We start from the raw sequence: 17,057 nt of genomic DNA, 5'->3' as shown, positions 1-17,057 counted from the left end.
CTATTAAGAAGTATGACAGTAAATGAATTGAAATATGTATATATAGAGGAAACCATGAGTGCCTTAGGTAATGAGGAGCTTATGGAAGCGATTCTTGATGCTGTAAGAAAAGTAAAAGTAAAGTTTCAAGAAAGACAAGAGGTTTCTGATAGTTTGTTTGGAGATGTACCGGCATTACCTCATTCGATCGCTCAATTGAAAGAAAGTCTAGGGAGGGCTGAAGAGGATCGTGTCGCTGGACGTTTTACCCCGAGCGAGAAAGTCTTTCAAGAGCTAAGAAATGAATATCCGTTCTTATGCAAGTAGTTTGGCTTGATGAGGCTAAGGTGTTGTTTAAGGAAGCGATATCGTTTGGTTTTCTTGCTTTTGGGGAAAAGGCCGTGATTCGTTTTGTGGACGAAGTGCAGAGAACAAATGAGCGGCTGTCTGTTTTCCCTCGTTTAGGTAAGATTGAACCTGCTTTGAGAGGGCTTGAACGAGAGTATCGCAGTTTGGTTGTTCATAAGAATTATAAGGTTATTTATTATATAGATGATGATATGGTCTTTATCGCTTCGTTTTGGAGCACTCGGTGTAATCCGAATAGTCTCCGTTCGGGAATAAAGAAAATAAGATAATATATGAAAGTAAGAATTATCAATAAATCGCATCACCCGCTGCCGGGTTATGCGACTCCTTTATCTGCCGGGATGGATATCCGGGCGAATTTGTCGGAATCGGTTGTGTTGAAACCGTTGGAACGTAAATTAATCCCGACCGGACTTTATATCTCGCTGCCGGAAGGCTATGAGGCCCAGATGCGTCCTCGTAGCGGGCTGGCTTTAAAGCATGGGATAACCCTGCTGAATACGCCGGGTACGATCGATGCCGATTATCGGGGGGAGATCGGTATCATTCTCGTGAATCTATCTTCCGAGCCTTTTACGGTGAATGATGGTGAGCGTATCTGCCAAATGGTTATAGCCGCTCATAGCCATGTGGATTGGGAACTCGTGGAGACGTTGGATGATACGGAGCGGGGAGCCGGGGGATTCGGTCATACCGGAAAAGAATAAGAATAATAAGGTTAACAAGAATAATAGGATGTTTAAGCAACTGATATATCTCATCTCTTTCCTCTCGTTGGTCGCTGTGCTCCCGGCTGGTGCTACAGAAACGGAGAAGGATCAACGTAAATTCGATTACTTCTTTTATGAGGGCTTGAACTTGAAGAACGCCGGGAAATTTGACGCCGCTTATGATGCCTTCAACCATTGCTTGGCGATTGACTCGACGGCGGCTCCGGTCTTGTATGAGCTTTCTTCTTTTTATGTACAGTTGAACCGTCCGGAGAAAGCGGTCGAGATGTTGAAAAGAGCCGTAGCCAACAGCAAGGATAATTTCACGTATAAAATGGCATTGGCGTCTATCACCCGGAATCTGGGTATGTATGGCGAAGCCGCCGAGGAGTACGAGGAACTGGTTCGTGATTATCCGGAGAAGGAGGAGCTGAATTATTATCTGGCCGATGCCTTGACGCAAGCCGGCGAGATCGGGAAGGCGATCGAGGCTTATGACGCATTGGAGTCGGTTATGGGTATGAACGAGGCGATCTCCATGCAGAAATACAAACTGTACGTCCAGTTGGAGAAACCGGAAGAGGCTTTCAAGGAGATCGAGAAGCTAGCGGCTAAATATCCTATGGAGGCCCGTTACCAGATCGTATTGGGCGATCTTCATTTGGAAAACGGGGAGATGGACAAGGCTTTGGCTTGCTATCAAAAAGCGAATGAGATTGATCCGACTGACCCTTATTATATCGTCTCTATGGCCAATTACTACGAGGCGAAAGGGGATAAGGAGGCCGCCGAGCAACAAATCCGTAGCGCTTTGGTAAACGAGAAGCTGGACGTGGAGACGAAAGTGAACATCCTTTCCCGGTATATCTTGAAACTGCAACAAACGAAGCAGGGAACCGAGAACGCAAACCATTTATTCCAAACTCTTTTGGAGCAACATCCGGAGGATATTGACTTAAAGCTGATGTATGGCGGTCTCTTGATGGCCCAAGGAAAGACAGAGGAGGCGAAATTCCAGTTCCAGTTGGTAACCGAGATGGAACCGAGTAACGCCGGGGCTTGGCAGCAATTGCTGAATTTGGCTTTGAAAGGGGAGGATATCCCGGAGGTCATCCGTATCTGTACGGCTTGTATGGAGCTTTTCCCCGAGTCGCCGGAATATTACTTCTATCTGGGTATCGCTTACTACCAACAACAGAAATATCAAGAAGCCTTGAATACCTATTATGCGGGCTTGAATATCATCCCGAAGGAGAACCTGCCGCTGAAATCTGATTTCTACGGCCAGATCGGTGATATTTATTACCAGATGGGGCAATTGGATCAAGCGTATAAAGCGTACGATGAGGCATTGAAGTACAATGACAAGAACGTGGTCGTACTGAACAACTACAGTTACTTCCTTTCCTTGGAGAAGAAAGACTTGAAGAAGGCGGAGCGTATGAGCGCCCAATGTATCAAGCTGGAACCGGACAACGCCACGTATCTGGATACCTACGCTTGGATCTTCTTCGTACAAGGAAACTATACCTTGGCGAAAATCTATATCGAGAGCGCTTTGGAGAAAGATAAGACAAAGAGCGCCGAACTCGTGGATCATTATGGGGACATCCTTTTCATGAACGGTGATAAGGAAAAAGCGGTGGAGCAATGGAAAAAGGCGAAAGAGATGGGGAAGGATTCCGAGATCTTGAACCGTAAGATCGCCGAGCAACAATATATAGAAGACGAGAACGCGAAATGAAAAGAGACTATTTCTTGACCTTCCTGTTATGTGGAGGTCTTTTACTTTCGATGTTGACAGGCTGTAAATCGTCCAAGAAAGTCGGGACGGTGGAATCCGCTAGCGTGAAGGCTCATAATGAGTTCTTCCAGTCGGTGGAGGATCAATCCTTCCAGTTCCGTACCTTGACGGCCCGGCTGAACGTGGATCTGGATATCCCCGGTAAGCAAATGAGTTCTCGGGTGGATATGAAGATGGTCAAGGATAGCGCTTTCCAGCTGTCGGTACAGCCATTTCTCGGGATCGAGATCTTCCGTATCGAGTTGAGCCGGGATACGATCAAAGTGGTAGACCGCATGAATAAACGCTATATGATCGAGAATTATTCCAATTTGCAAGGACAGACTCCGATCGAGTTCAACTTCTATAATTTGCAGGCTCTTTTCACGAATCATCTGTTTATCCCGGGGGAGCAAGGCGTTTCCCGTAAGCATTATAATCGGTTTAAGCTGAATCAAGAAGGTCCGGTCGCCGAGATCAAGACGAAGGATGCCATGGGGTTATTCTATACCTTTAAGGCGGACGGCGAGGAGAAACTTCTCTCTACCTATGTAGCGGATCCTTCCGATCGTTATGCCTTGCAATGGCTGTACGAGGATTTTCGCTTGGTGGATCGGCAGCCGTTCCCGATGTTGATGGATGTGCAGGTGTTGAAGAACGGGAATCCCGAGGGTGGGGTGAAGATCCATTACTCCCGTATCCAACTGGACGAGCCGCTCAAGTTGGATTTCTCGGTTCCTTCTAAATATAAGCGTATTACCTTTGCGCAAGTATTGAAAACGATTACGAATCTGAATCAATAATCTATCATGAGGTACGTCTGGATCGTTCTATTGGCATTGTCTTTATCTACCGTGGTTTACGGTCAGAAATCCGCCGCTGTCCGTCAGTTGGAGCAGCAGCGCAAGGAGGCGTTGGCCGATATCGAGGAGACGAATAAATTATTACAAGAGACGGCCCAGACTGCTAAAACTTCCCTGAACCGTTTGAATCTACTTTCCAAACAAATTCTTTCGCGTAAGAAAGTCATCAGTTTATTGAATCAAGAGCTGGATGAGATCGAGAAAGATATCTTGAATATCCAAGGCCAGTTGCGCACCTTAAAACGGGAACTGGGCGATAAGCAGACGAATTACGGTAAATCGATGCGAGGGCTTTATAAACGCCATAGCTCGCAAGATAAATTGTTGTTTATCCTATCCGCCGAGAGTTTCTCTCAATCCATGCGGCGTATGCGGTATTTGCGGGAATATGCGGATTGGCAGAAGCGGCAAGCGAATGACATCGTTGAAAAGCAGGCCGAGATCAGCCGCAAGCAAGCTGAGATGGAGAAGACCCGTGCCGAGAAGCGTGTTCTTTTAGGAACTCGTCAAGAAGAGAGTAAGAAGCTAGAAAGTGAGGAAGCTTCTCAGAAAGAGGAAGTCCAGCTATTGAATAAGAGACAAAAGGATTTGAAGGCGGATCTCCAAAAGAAGCGTCGTCAAGCCGAGGCTTTAAACCGACAGATAGAGAAGCAGATCGCCGAGGAGATCGCCCGTGCCGAGGCCGAGGCGAAAGCCGCCCGTGAACGTGCGGAACGTGAGCGTCGTGCCCGTGAACAAGCTGCCGCTAAGGGTAAACCCGTACCGGAGAGTAAAAACGAGCCGATCCGTGAGGAACGTGTGGCAGATACGAAAGGGGGCTATGCGATGACAAAGGCGGAGAAGCAATTGTCCGATAACTTCGCCAATAACCGGGGACGTTTGCCGTATCCGGTGGCCGGAAGACATACGATCGTCTCTACATTCGGCGAGCAACAGCATCAGGAGTTGAAATATGTTCGTACCAGTAATAGTGGTATCGATATCCAGACCTCACCCGGGGCGGATGCCCGTGCGGTATTCAATGGGGAGGTGACGCGTGTGTTCGTGGTGCCGGGGTATAATAATTCCGTAATCGTTCGTCATGGTAACTACTTGACGGTTTATAGCAATTTGAGTCAGGTATATGTAAAAGCGGGCGACCGGGTCTCTACCCGTCAAGCGATCGGAAGGATCTATTCGGATCCGGAGGACGGTAATTCCACGATCCTTCATTTCCAATTGTGGAAGGAAAAGACGAAGCTGAATCCGCAGCCTTGGTTGGAATAAAAGCGGTTGTGATATGTTAAAACTATGATGGGCATTATAAGGCTGTTACGATGCCTGTTGTAAAGATGCTAGAATGCCCATTGTAACAACCTTATAATGCCTATTGTAATTTTCTCGTTTAACGCTCGTTCAATACGTTGTATAACCCATTCAGGTCATCGGCACCTACCAAGTCTACGCCTTCTTTGATGAAGAAGCGTTTGAACTGCTCGGTATCCGGGGCGCCCCACCAACGGAATAGTTTTCCCTCATCGTGGACTTTCCGGATGATCTCACGCATCTTCTGTAGTTGGTCGGCGGGCATCTCGCCTTCACCTTTCCAAGTGAAGAAATCGGAGTAATTATCGCTTATGACCGGAGCGAGGGAAGCAGGGATGCCCTGTCCCAGATCCTTTATTTGTCCGTCGAGGAAGGTGAAGCGGCTGTTCTCTTTCGGCAGGCTGTTCTTCGGACGGTCACCGGAAAGGAAGAAGAGGACGGCACCTTCTTTATATTCGCCGTTATCGACGGAACAGAAATATTCCTTGTAAGGCTCCATCTGTTTCTTTAATAGCTTGTACATCTCTTCGCCTTGTGCCTTGCAATCCACCATCAGGTAGAAAGGACGATCGCTATCGGGATAGACCTTACCTCCATTCGCTTGTATGCGGGCCACGAGCGGCTTGAGGTATAGGTTCTCGAAGGTAATGGCCGGATTGGGTTCCGGGCGGTCATGGGAAACGTATAGCTCGTCATCGATCAGCCACAGATCGGCCTCCACGCAGTTGAAGCGGAAGGACAAGGCGTCCAGCAGAGGTCTCTCCCGCCAGTAATCATTGTGCGAGAAGGCGTTGTAATGAATTGCGGAGGAGGCTTTCTGAATCGTCTGCTCCGTGGTTGTCTCCGCCACTTGAACTGTGTCCGATCCCTTCGGGGAGGAGCAAGCCGTACAGAGGGCGAGGGAGGTGATAAATAAGGATAGAATCTGTTTCATATACTAATTGTTTTTTGAGTCTAGTTGTAGAGACGGGGCACGCCCCGTCTCTACAACTGGATGTTTGATGGATTTGCTGTCTTATACGGTTCGCGTGCCGGGTTTTACGTTAGCCGTCTTCTGTTTGTCGCCCCAAAGGACGGTTAGTTCCAAGGGGACGTCGCTGGTAATTTCTACCTGCGGCTCTTGGGTAGCGGAAGAACGGGCCTTGACTTTGATCGCTACCAGACCGTCGAGGCCGAAAGGATAACGGTCGATACCATAAGCCTCCGTCAAGTTCACGTCTACGGTCAATTTCTTCTCGTACACATTGGAGCGGATGCCGAAGATTTGCTCGATCAAGCCGGAGATCGGTGCCAGTCCGCCCCAGCCCACGAAATTCGGGCGAGCCATGAAGCCCGGCTCCTCATGCTCCGGAGCGTAGTATTCCCAGAACGTACCGGTATTCTTATACACCTTTAGGACGTTATCGTAATGGTTGCGTGCGATCTCGTAAGCCAATTTACGGTAGCCTTGTTGCAATAGGCCGGTAATCACCATATAATTCGCTCCCGGCCATACGCCACCCTGCCAGTAGCGGCCGTTATCCTTGTATTTAGGATGGTTGGCGGCAAGGGAAGGGACGCGGTGCAGGCGGTTGAATGTCTCCTTGTTATCCAGCTCGGCCACGAAAGCGTCCATGCGTTCCTTGGATAGGACATCGGTCAATAAGGCCCAGTATGCGTAGATTCCCTTGGTGGAGGAAAGGCTTCCGTCGGCGTATTGATCGAAAAGGAAATGCTCCTTCTCGTCCCATAGGTTCTCGTTGATATACTTCTTTAGCATCTTCTGCTCGTCCTCGAACTCCTCGATCTCCTGCCAACGCTCCAGATAGAAACCCATCTCAAGCAGATGCCCGGCGGTGAAGTATTGTTGCAAGCAAACGTCCAGCCAGATCATATGGCCGTGGCTGTATATCGGATTGTATTTCGGTTCCACCCGGGGCATGTTGTCCATGCCGGTACCCCAACCGCTGGTCCAATACGTACCGTTGCGCCACGTATGGTTTAGCTTCAACCATTTATAATAAGCGCAAAGGGCGGGGAATATCTTGTGTAGGCGGTCCATATCGCCGAACTGCTTATAATAGACGATCTCGCTCCAAGGGAGGATATTCGGTCCGGTGCTGGTCGGATCGTAACGCTCGAAACAGTCCGCTCCGTCCGCCTTGATCTCCCGGCAGATGAAACCGTCCGGATGTTGTTTGGCGTAAAAATTATCTAACGTACGTTGGAAGGGGAAGAAGCGGGTACCGAAACGGGCGAACATCATCATGAAGGCGGAGTCCCACATGAAGATATTGCCGTTGTAGGCGACATCGAGGTAACTGCATACGAAACCGGAATCTGGTTCAGGGGCCTTGATGTTGCCGATGCCGATTTGCCAAGCCTTCCAGTACATCTCGATTTCCTTCTCGTGTCCGCTCCAAGTCGGGTCCGGGAGGATTTGCTTGGCCTCCTCGAAGGTTCCGGGCGTGATGGTCTCCGGTCTCGCTGTCCGGAACTCATTCTCGGTCACGAAGGGTTCCTTCAGGTAGGTGTTCTTGTAAGGAAGATTGTACTTGGGTCGTTTCTCTTCCATTTTCTCTTGCGCTAAAAGGTTCCCGGCGGGAACGGAGGCCGCACCTGCTGCGAGAAGGGATTGCTTTAAGAAGTTTCGTCTTGTTGTCATTCCTTATGATATTTTTATTGGGGGAGAGAGGGAGAAGGTGCGCCTCAGTCGGTGAACACGGTCCTCCCGGTCGGGTACCGTAGTACTGCTAGTCAAGTACTGCTGTCCTCTCAGCCAAAGTACTGCGGTACTTGGGCAGGGGTACTGCGGTACCCGACCGGGAGGATTGCGGTACTTGACTAGCGGGATAGCGGCCTGTTATACTCTCCATCGGATGAATACTGTTTGATTATAGATTCAGGAGCTTTTTGATCTTCCAGAAGATATCCGTATTCTCGAAGATACCCGTGAAGTTCTCGGCGCCCGGGCCGAAAGCGTAAACGGGAACCATGACACCGCTGTGGCTACCGGTGGAGAATTTACAGACGATACGGCCCTCGTTCAGATCCCCGTCCACCAAGGTAAGGCCACCGGTCTCGTGATCGGCAGTTACGACAACCAATGTCTCACCGTCTTGGGCGGCCCATTCGAAGATACGTCCGATCGTACGGTCGAAATCATGTGTCTCTTGCATCAACAGGTCGATATCGTTGAAATGTCCGTAATCATCCAATTGGGAGCCCTCTACCATCAGGAAGAAACCTTCCGGGTTTTGTCCCAGCAGATCGATCGCTTTCATCGAGGCACGAGCCAAGAGATCGCCTCGCTCGGCGGGAAGCGGGGTATCTACGGTATCGGTAACGCAGAATACCTTGCCTTTTTGAATTTTCGCCAGTTCCTCCCAGCTACGGGGAGTCTGGTAACCTTTCTCCCTTAATTCCTTGAACAAATCACGTCCGTCTGCACGGTTCTCGAATAGCTTGGAGCCGCCGCCGAATACGTAATCGACGCCACAGTTCACGTAATCCGCTACGATCTCGGCCTCGGCGTCGCGATCCGTATTGTGGCAGCAGAAGTCGGCGGGCGTAGCGTCCCATAGGCGACAGGTAACGGCGATGCCGCTTGACAGGCCTTTCTTGTTCGCCAAGGTAGCCAGAGATTCCAAGGGTTTGCCTGCCGGGTCTACGCCTACCATATGGTAGTTCGTTTTATGGCCGGTGGCCAGTGCGGTACCTCTGGCTCCGGAGTCGGTGATGAGGCGGTTGGCGCAATAGGTTTTCGAGAGGCCGGTGTATTGGGAGTTGTCCAGCCAGAGCTTGCCCCGGTTGGCGGTCCAAGCGGAATACATGTGCATAAGGCTCATGCCGTCGCCGATCATGAGGATCACGTTCTTTATTTTCTTTCCGGTAGGGGGGACTAGTTTCTTGACCTCGTAAGGTTTCTCTAGTACATACGTTTGTTCTTTGTCTCGGCGACTTTGTGCCGCGGCCTCCGGAACGATCATGCCGGATAGCAGGATGGCTAAGGAGGATAGCACGGATAGAGTTGTTCTTCTCATATGATTCAGTATTTAATATTATCAATTTATATAAAGGTTCTCTGTTGGGATCGCGTCTAGTTTGGACATGCTTGGCGTACGCCAGCTCCAGCCTAGGTACTCACCCTCGTAATCCTCGAAATAATGCAAGGCGAAGGGGTGGTAGCCTTTTTGTAAGGGGATGCGTCCCGTCGCTTCGATAGCGGCGTGGGAGGCATCATTGTCCACTACCTTTTCTTTGCCGATATAGAGGACGCTACCGTCATCCGAGCGGGTACTGAACTCATAGACTCCATCTTCCGGGGCGTATATATATCCGGTGAAGATATAACCGAAATGATCCGGCAATTTAGCGTTCAGGATAGAAGGCTCAGGTATTGTTCCGGTCTCGACCACCTTCGCCTTTTGCAGATCGGCTACCCATTGGAACTCTCCTTCGTAATAAGTATAAGCTACCCCATGCTTCGTAGGCTGTATGGATAATGCGGGGCGTAATACGGCTTTTGTGGCTTGGATCGAGTACGTACGGCTGGGTACGAATCCCTTTTTATATCCTTTGGCCTTGATAATCGTGGTCTCTTTTAAGACGAATGGCTCGCTGTATACGGGAGCGTTCTCATCCGGTTCCGATCCGTCAAGCGTGTAATGGATAACCGCCTCGGGTGTCGTGGATTTTAGTTCCGCCGTAATCTCACCTTCAAACAAATCCAGATCATTCGCTATGTAAGGGATAGAGACGGTAGGTTGCTCCGTATAGGAATAGGGAGCGTACTCGGGAGCGGTTCCCCAACGCTTGTCCGGTGTTGCCGAGAGCGTAAAGTCCAGTGTGCCTCCTTGCATCAACTGGTCGTAGGTGATGTAGCAATGCGATATCTCCTCGCCGTTTAAGGTAACCTTCGTGATATACTTGTTCTTATCCGGCTGGTTGGCGGTAATGACCAATGTCTTGCCATTGCCCAGCTTCATGTTCGCCTTATCGAACAACGGGGTCGTTAGGATAAACTGGTTGCTACCCGGACATACGGAGTAGAAGCCGAGGCTGCTCAAGATATACCAAGCGGACATCTGGCCGCAATCCTCATTGCCGATGATGCCTTCCGGCGTGGGCTGGTACATCTCGTCCAGCAAGCGACGGGTCCATTCCTGTGTCTTCCAGGGCTGGCCCACATAGCTATATAGGTAAGCCATGTGATGGCTAGGCTCGTTGCCATGCGCGTATTGACCGACCAATCCGGTAACGTCTACCAGATCGCCGACTACCTCGGAGGTAACCATAAATAAGCTATCCAGATCAGCGATGAACGCCTCCCGGCCTCCGGACAACTGGGTCAATCCATATACGTCATGCGGGGTAAAGAAACGATATTGCCAGGCCGTAGCCTCCGTATAGGAACGTCCGATGGCGAATGGATCGAAAGGAGTCTCCCAATTCCCATCCTGCCGTTTGCCCCGGAAGAACCGGGTACTACCGTCGAATACGTTGATAAAATTCTGGGAGCGCTTGATGAAGGTCTCATAATCATCCATATGTCCTAAAGCTTTCGCCATTTGTGCGATACACCAATCATCGTAGGCAAATTCCAATAGGCAGGAAACCGATTCTTTCTTGATATTCGTCGGGATGAAGCCTTCCTTTATATAATAATCCGCTCCTTTCTTATTCTTCTCCGCTGAGATCTTCATCGCTTCGAGAGCGTGTTCCGCGTCATATCCGCGAATACCTTTTAAATAAGCGTCCGCTATAATCGATGTGGAGTGATAACCGATCATGGTCCCGGTCTCGCCCGCCGATAAGGGCCATAACGGAAGCTCGCCGCTGGCGTCGTACATATCCAAGAGAGACTGTACCATATCATTCACCAAGGTAGTATCCAACAGAGTCATCATCGGATGCCAGGCCCGAAAGGTGTCCCAAGTGGAGAAGGTGGAGAATTGGCGGCGACCTGCCGGGATCGTCGCTACGCTCATGTCGTGACGGCGGTATTGTCCGTTCACGTCGCTCGCTATATTCGGGATGATCTTGCTATGGTATAGCGCCGTATAGAAATTCGTGCGCTCGGCTTCGGTGCCTCCTTCTACCGTGATAACGTCCAGCTCTTTTTCCCAATCGGAGCGTGTCGCTTGATGGATGGCATCGAAATCAAAGCCATAGGAATCCGTCTCTTGCTCAAGGTTCAGACGGGCGTTCTCCTCATTTACGATCGATACCCCGACTTTGCAGACGATGGGTTTTCCGGTAGTCGTATCGAAGGTAAGTACGGCTTGCCGTTCGGAAGGCTGTTCCATGGAAGAGAAGGGTTGCGAGAACTGCGCTACAAAGAAGACATATTGATTGTCTACCCAGCCCCGGGTACGCCGCATACCGGTAAGCTCGTTATCCCCGGTTCGCTTCACCCAGCCCTCGTACATATATTCGTTATCCAATAAATGGTCCATATCGACCACCAACGTAGCCTCTGTCTCTTTTTTATAGGTATATCGGTGTATCCCGACATGCGGGGTCGTGGTAAGTTCCGCTAATACACCTGCCTCCTTGAGATTCACCGAGTAGTAGCCCGGGGAAGCCTTCTCGTCCGAGTGCGAGAACACTAAAGGTGTCTGGAGAGACGGGCGGAATAGGATATCGCCTAGGTCGATACATCCCGTACCGCTTAAATGGGTATGGGAGAAACCCATTAAGGTAGAATCGCTGTAATGATAGCCAGAACAAGCGTCCCAGTTACCTTTCCGGGTGTCTGGGCTTAGTTGGACCGCTCCGTAAGGAGCCGTGGCCCCGGGATACGTGTGTCCGTGAAATCCCGTGCCGATAAACGGATTCACGGAATCGATGGGGGATTGTGGAGCTTGGCTACAGGCCGTGAATAAGGCTATTATTCCTGTACACAAGCAAGAAGAAAGCGTTTGAATTAATCTCATGGTATATTTTTTGTTTAATATATAGTATACAATAGGCAAAGGTAAGCTACCTATTTGAGATATGCGTTTTTACCCGGTAGAAAATAACATGGGCTGTTTCATTTTCTGAGACAGCCCGTAATGAATCTTATTCGTACCTTGATCGGTTTAAAGGAGCCGGTTAATATCCCTCGTTCTGCTTCAATTGACCATTCGATTTAGTAATCTCTTCACTTGGATACGGGAATACCATCATATGCGCTTGATAGGCGTTTTTGTTGGTGTAATCTTCATAACCAATAATCGTGAACGCGGATTCCGGATTCGCCCGGTCTTCATATCTGCGGATACGTGGATGTGCGTTCAACTCTTTATCGGCCAATGTCTTTATGTCGGTATTGGAAGAACGGTTCCAACGCTTTAAGTCGAATAGATGATCTGTAAACTCAAAAGCCAATTCACAACGGCGTTCGTGATATATATCCTTCATCGTGGCGGTGCCGGCAAGCGGTGTCAAGTTGGAGCGTAGGCGGATACGGTTGATGTCTGCGGTTGCTTTATCGGCTTGACCTGTCATTAAATATGCCTCGGCACGGAACAATAACATTTCTGCGAAACGGATGATCGGGAAATTGACACGGACCGTAGGCCAGTCTCCGTTAGCACTCACGGCTCCTTCACCTACAGGGTCTGAGTATTTGAAAGCGTCCATGTATTTATTGATCATGAAACCAGCTTCAAGGTCGGAGGTAGACCAGAATTTGCGTGTCTCGCCGAAGAACGGGAACTCTTGGTTGTATTCCAAGATTGAGCGTACTAAACGGTCATTACCTTTACCATCTTTCGCCATTTCTTCGTAGATGTCGTAAGAGGGCTTCATCTGCCCCCAACCATTATATTTGCCCCATCCTTTGTTCTCAAGGATAATGCCCGGGAATTCGGTACCGCCCGGTAGTGCGCCGCCGATACTCGGAATAGTCCAGAGATATTCGGCATTCCAATAATCTTTCAAGTCAGACGAGAATAGTTCCGCAAATGTAGGAGCTAGATCTCGATTGTAGTTGTTCTCCAATTGATTGACCATCTCGATGACGTTGTTCCATTGGGTAGCATCCCAAGTAGCCCAGTAAGCATAAGTTTTCGCTTTGAACGCCACGGCAGCAGCCTGATGTGCCCGGCCCCGGTTGTCGGCGTCATAGGATTCGAAGTTTGGAAGGTAGGCGATTGCCTTGTCCATATCTTCGATGATCAGTTTATAATTGTCCATAACGGTAGCTTGCTGAGGCGGTATGGAGTTGTCGTAATCGTCGGGGAAGTCCTCGTAACGTACGAAAGGTACTCCTTGTTTATCCGTACCGTACCGATAAGCGATCAGATAATGTGCCCAGCCGCGACTGAAGTAAGCTTCGCCCAAGCTGCGTTTCTCGACGGCGGTCAGCGTCGTTCCCTTTTCTTTCTTCACTAATTCTTGGATGATCCAATTCGCACGGGACATAGTAGAATACATACGGCTGAATACATCTCTTAGAGGAGATTCATCACCGGTATAGGCTAAGGTCGCCAAAGAGTTATAACCGCGCGTACGTCCCCAAACAATGTCGCATGCGGCTCCCTGTTCCCAGAATAACTCACGGCCGTAACAACCCTCTTGATGGAATCTTTCATATAATCCGTCAATGGCATCAATGGCCTGTTGATCATTCAAGAAATAGGAGGTTGTAGTTGCGTTTCCTTCCGGCTGAACGTCGAGGAAGTCGCTACAAGAACTACAAACCAATGCGGATAATGCTAATACTGTAATATATCTTTTCATTTTGATCCTTTGTTAATATGAATATCTTTTAAAACACCCGATTAGTATGTCAATTTGACTCCGACAGAGAATACGCGTGAAATCGGATACTTCAAGGCATCCCAACCGCCGGTTTCCGGGTCCATTCCTGAGTAGTTCGTGATCGTGAAAAGGTTCTCACCGCTAAGGTAAACAGACATCATGCTGTTGCGTTCTTGCAGGTGAGCGCATTTCCTGATAACATCACTCAAGTCATAGGATACGGTGAAGTTCTTCAAACGTAAGTAAGAAGCATTCTCCAGATACCAATCAGACGGTGTGCTAAAGTTGCTATTCGGGTCGTTTTTCGATAAGCGTGGAATATTCGACCCTGTATTCGACGGACTCCAAGCGTTCATGATCTCTTTTGAGCGGTTGAAGTTTCCTTCTACATCGCTTAAGGCCATATATTTACCTACATATAAAGCTTGTGCTCCACCTACGCCTTGGAACATAGCGCTTACGGAAAGCTTCTTCCAAGTGAATCCTCCGGAGAATGAGAATGTAGTTTTAGGTGTAGCGCTACCGCAGTATTGACGGTCTTCATCATTGATGACTCCATCACCATTGGCATCGACGAATTTCAAATCGCCGGCTACAGCGTCCGGTTGGATTCGTTTTCCGTCTTTGTTTACATAAGCGGCTGCATCCGCATCGCTTTGAAAAATGCCGTCAGTCTTGATCAGATAGAAAGAGGCCAGCGGTTCTCCTTCGGCTGTTTGATACATATATGGAAGGTTACGATAACTTCCATCGAAATATGCATCATTTTTGGTGATACCTGTCCAAACGCCCGGGGTTCCGTCTGCGTTCTTTACCCCAATATCAGAAACCCAGTTCTTTAGATAAGAGAAGTTTCCGGAAACGAAGTACGACCAATCTTTATTTACTTGTTGGTTCCAATTGATTTGTGCCTCGAAACCTCGGTTGCGGACTTCACCTTGATTGACTAACATGGCATCGATACCGATCGTTCCCGGCCAGTTCATCGTTTGCGACTGGATCAAGTTGAACGTGCGTTTGTCGAAATAGTCGAATGCCATGCTCAAGCGATTGTCGAACATGTTCACATCTAGGCCTAAGTCCCATTGCTCGGAAGTTTCCCATGTTAAGTTGGGATTTAATGCGGTAGAGTTATAGACGAAGTTTCCCCAAATCTTGTTCGATTCTACGCCGTACTGTGCCTGCTCCGACCAATAATTCTTACCTAATAAAGCTGATTTGTAATTGTAACCGATAGATCCTAGATTACCGACACGTCCCCAAGAAGCACGGATCTTCAATAAATTCAGTGTCTCGCTTTTCGGGAAGAAAGATTCATTAGAGATTTTCCATCCGGCTGTTACGGCAGGGAAGTCGCCATAGTTATTATCTTTAGGTAGACGGCCTGCGTAATCACGACGCCAAGAGGCTGTAACGAAGTAACGATCGTTGAAGGAATAAGCCAGACGGGCGATCAAGGATACGTTTGCGTCAGGACCGGTCAAATAATCGGTAGCGGAAACGGAATTCGCATAGGATAGATATTGTAAATAATCGGATTCGTCAGATAAATCTTTTCCATTAACCTCTAGCCCTCGCTTGCTGTAATGATCGGCCGTAGTGGATAGTAAGACACCCACGGTGTGCATGTCATTAAACGTATTGTCGTAAGTCAATGTGTTTTCCGTTTTCCATGCGTCTGCACGGTAAGTCGTTTCATCCAGATTATTTGTCAAGGAGGGTTTTCCCACCTCGTCACGGATCGGACTGAAGTTCTTATATAGATTATTCTTCAGGTTGTAAGTGAAACGGCTCGTGAACTTTAAGCCGGTAACGATATTCGCTAGTTCCAGACTGGTCGTACTCCAGATGTCGCTGGTTCGGTCATAGCGGTTTTCCGCTTCCAGCAAGCGAACCGGATTGACAGCGTCTCCGTGGATATCTGCGAAATTGGAGCCATATTTGGCGATGTAATCCGGGTCTTCGGTCGTTGTTCCACCGTAAGTACCATCCAGCGGATTGTAAACCGTAGCGCTGGCAGGCATATACATAGCCGCCGCGACAACTCCCGTATAACCACTGTCGGTATCTTTTGAACGGCTTTCGTTGTTCTTCCAAACCACGTCTTCGGTGATGGTCACCCATTTATTCAATTTGAATTTACCGTTGTAACGAAGTGAAAGCTTCTTGTTGAAAGTATTGATCAATACACCTTCATCGTTATCGTAAGCAAATGAAACACGGTTGGAGGCATTCTCGGAACCAACATTCAAGGCTACGTTATGGCGTTGGTAGAAAGCGGTGCGGAAGATCTCGTCCATCCAGTTGGTACGTGTGGTACCTACCCATGGGTTCTTGGTCAAATCCCAACCGGTCGGCAATGTAAGCCCCGCGTTTGCGTAAGACAGTTTTCGCATCTCGAGTTGCTCTTCCGCATTTAACGGCTCGATTACGTTGCTAGCTTTACGAACACCGAAAGTCGCGTCATAGCTCAACGAGGTCTTGCCCTCTTTCGCCTTCTTGGTGGTTACCAAGATAACACCGCCGGCTCCGGATTGCGCTCCATAGATAGCGGCAGAGGCAGCATCTTTTAAGACGACAATCGTCTCGATATCATTCATAGAGGCGATGGGTGCGCCGGGAACACCGTCAACAACCCATAATACGTTATCGCCATTCTGTGAGCCCTGTCCACGAATCACGATCGAGGGTGTAGCCGTCGGGTCTCCACCGTTCGCTTGTACGGTAACACCCGCTAACTGCCCTTGCAACATACTTTCGGTAGAGGTAACCGGACGGGCCACCAAGTCTTCCGTGTTGTTCAGCACGCCCACGGAAGCGGAGAGATCTTGTTTGCGTTGCCCCGCTCCATAACCGAGTACGACTACCTCATCCAATTTCTGCGTATCTTCTTCTAGGATGATGTTGAAGGTCGTTTTCCCGTTTATCGGGATACTTTGCGTCATATAACCGATATAACTGATCTCTAAGGTAGCGTTTTCCGGAACTTCCAGTAGGAAATCTCCATCGAGCCCGGTGATTACTCCGTTTGTCGTCCCTTTTACGATCACGTTCGCGCCAATTACAGGAATCCCCGCCTGGTCTTTGACGATACCGGAAATCTGTTTCGTACTTTGTTGGTAGATGCTGGGACTCGGAAGTTCTAAGCCCGATGATTGCCCGAAGACGGGAGAAGCTTGAGCGGTTTGGGTACCTGCCACTATGCCACATAAAGACATCCCTACGCATAGATGCTTGACAGGGATGAAATCATAAAGCCGTTGTTTCATGTTTGCGTATTTTAGTGTTTATCCTTAATTCCGCAACACTATTATAAAA

Annotated in this window: 12 protein-coding genes; 6 read left to right on the top strand and 6 right to left on the bottom strand. The window is 48.9% G+C overall.

The genetic code is table 11. From position 1 onward, the window contains the following. The first annotated feature begins 12 nt into the window (after positions 1-12). From DWX84_RS13580 to DWX84_RS13555, 6 genes are read left to right on the top strand one after another with little or no spacing between them, the layout of a single operon-like run. Positions 13-306, top strand: coding sequence for a hypothetical protein (locus DWX84_RS13580; protein ID WP_005863458.1), 294 nt, complete (start codon positions 13-15; stop codon positions 304-306). Further along, positions 297-617, top strand: coding sequence for a type II toxin-antitoxin system RelE/ParE family toxin (locus DWX84_RS13575; protein ID WP_044545172.1), 321 nt, complete (start codon positions 297-299; stop codon positions 615-617). The genes DWX84_RS13580 and DWX84_RS13575 overlap by 10 nt, the downstream gene beginning before the upstream one ends. Before the next feature lie 3 nt (positions 618-620). Continuing rightward, positions 621-1,055 (top strand): dUTP diphosphatase, encoded by a 435-nt coding sequence (gene dut, locus DWX84_RS13570; protein WP_022192384.1) that lies wholly within the window; start codon positions 621-623, stop codon positions 1,053-1,055. 28 nt (positions 1,056-1,083) lie between these two features. Continuing rightward, positions 1,084-2,802 (top strand): tetratricopeptide repeat protein, encoded by a 1,719-nt coding sequence (locus DWX84_RS13565; protein ID WP_005863454.1) that lies wholly within the window; start codon positions 1,084-1,086, stop codon positions 2,800-2,802. Continuing rightward, complete coding sequence (locus tag DWX84_RS13560) at positions 2,799-3,644, top strand: DUF4292 domain-containing protein (RefSeq protein ID WP_005860032.1); 846 nt, start codon at positions 2,799-2,801, stop codon at positions 3,642-3,644. Before DWX84_RS13565 ends, DWX84_RS13560 begins: the two co-directional genes overlap by 4 nt. Before the next feature lie 6 nt (positions 3,645-3,650). After that, positions 3,651-4,970: a murein hydrolase activator EnvC gene (locus DWX84_RS13555; protein ID WP_044545170.1), complete on the top strand. Its 1,320-nt coding sequence runs from the start codon at positions 3,651-3,653 to the stop codon at positions 4,968-4,970. Positions 4,971-5,088: 118 nt separating this feature from the next. On the opposite strand, the gene DWX84_RS13550 is transcribed toward DWX84_RS13555, so the two are convergent. From DWX84_RS13550 to DWX84_RS13525, 6 genes are all read right to left on the bottom strand, one after another. Beyond that, complete coding sequence (locus DWX84_RS13550; RefSeq protein WP_122377532.1) at positions 5,089-5,943, bottom strand: phosphatidylinositol-specific phospholipase C/glycerophosphodiester phosphodiesterase family protein; 855 nt, start codon at positions 5,941-5,943, stop codon at positions 5,089-5,091. A gap of 81 nt (positions 5,944-6,024) precedes the next feature. Next, on the bottom strand, positions 6,025-7,653 hold the full coding sequence (locus tag DWX84_RS13545) for a trehalase family glycosidase (protein WP_048927008.1): 1,629 nt from the start codon (positions 7,651-7,653) through the stop codon (positions 6,025-6,027). A gap of 229 nt (positions 7,654-7,882) precedes the next feature. Further along, complete coding sequence (locus DWX84_RS13540) at positions 7,883-9,031, bottom strand: alkaline phosphatase (protein WP_122377531.1); 1,149 nt, start codon at positions 9,029-9,031, stop codon at positions 7,883-7,885. A 21-nt stretch (positions 9,032-9,052) separates the two neighbouring features. Next, positions 9,053-11,926 carry a GH92 family glycosyl hydrolase gene (locus DWX84_RS13535; protein ID WP_048927010.1) on the bottom strand — a complete coding sequence of 958 codons (2,874 nt, stop codon included), beginning with the start codon at positions 11,924-11,926 and terminating at the stop codon, positions 9,053-9,055. Between the two features lie 160 nt (positions 11,927-12,086). Then, positions 12,087-13,718 carry a RagB/SusD family nutrient uptake outer membrane protein gene (locus tag DWX84_RS13530; RefSeq protein WP_048927011.1) on the bottom strand — a complete coding sequence of 544 codons (1,632 nt, stop codon included), beginning with the start codon at positions 13,716-13,718 and terminating at the stop codon, positions 12,087-12,089. Between the two features lie 41 nt (positions 13,719-13,759). Beyond that, positions 13,760-17,008 (bottom strand): TonB-dependent receptor, encoded by a 3,249-nt coding sequence (locus DWX84_RS13525; protein ID WP_199703914.1) that lies wholly within the window; start codon positions 17,006-17,008, stop codon positions 13,760-13,762. Positions 17,009-17,057: the final 49 nt, after the last annotated feature.

The sequence above is a fragment of the Parabacteroides sp. AF21-43 genome (assembly GCF_003635435.1).
Taxonomy (GTDB): Bacteria; Bacteroidota; Bacteroidia; order Bacteroidales; family Tannerellaceae; genus Parabacteroides; species Parabacteroides distasonis.
The sequence above is the reverse complement of the archived record's forward strand: the minus strand, read 5'-3'. Positions and strand labels throughout refer to the sequence as shown.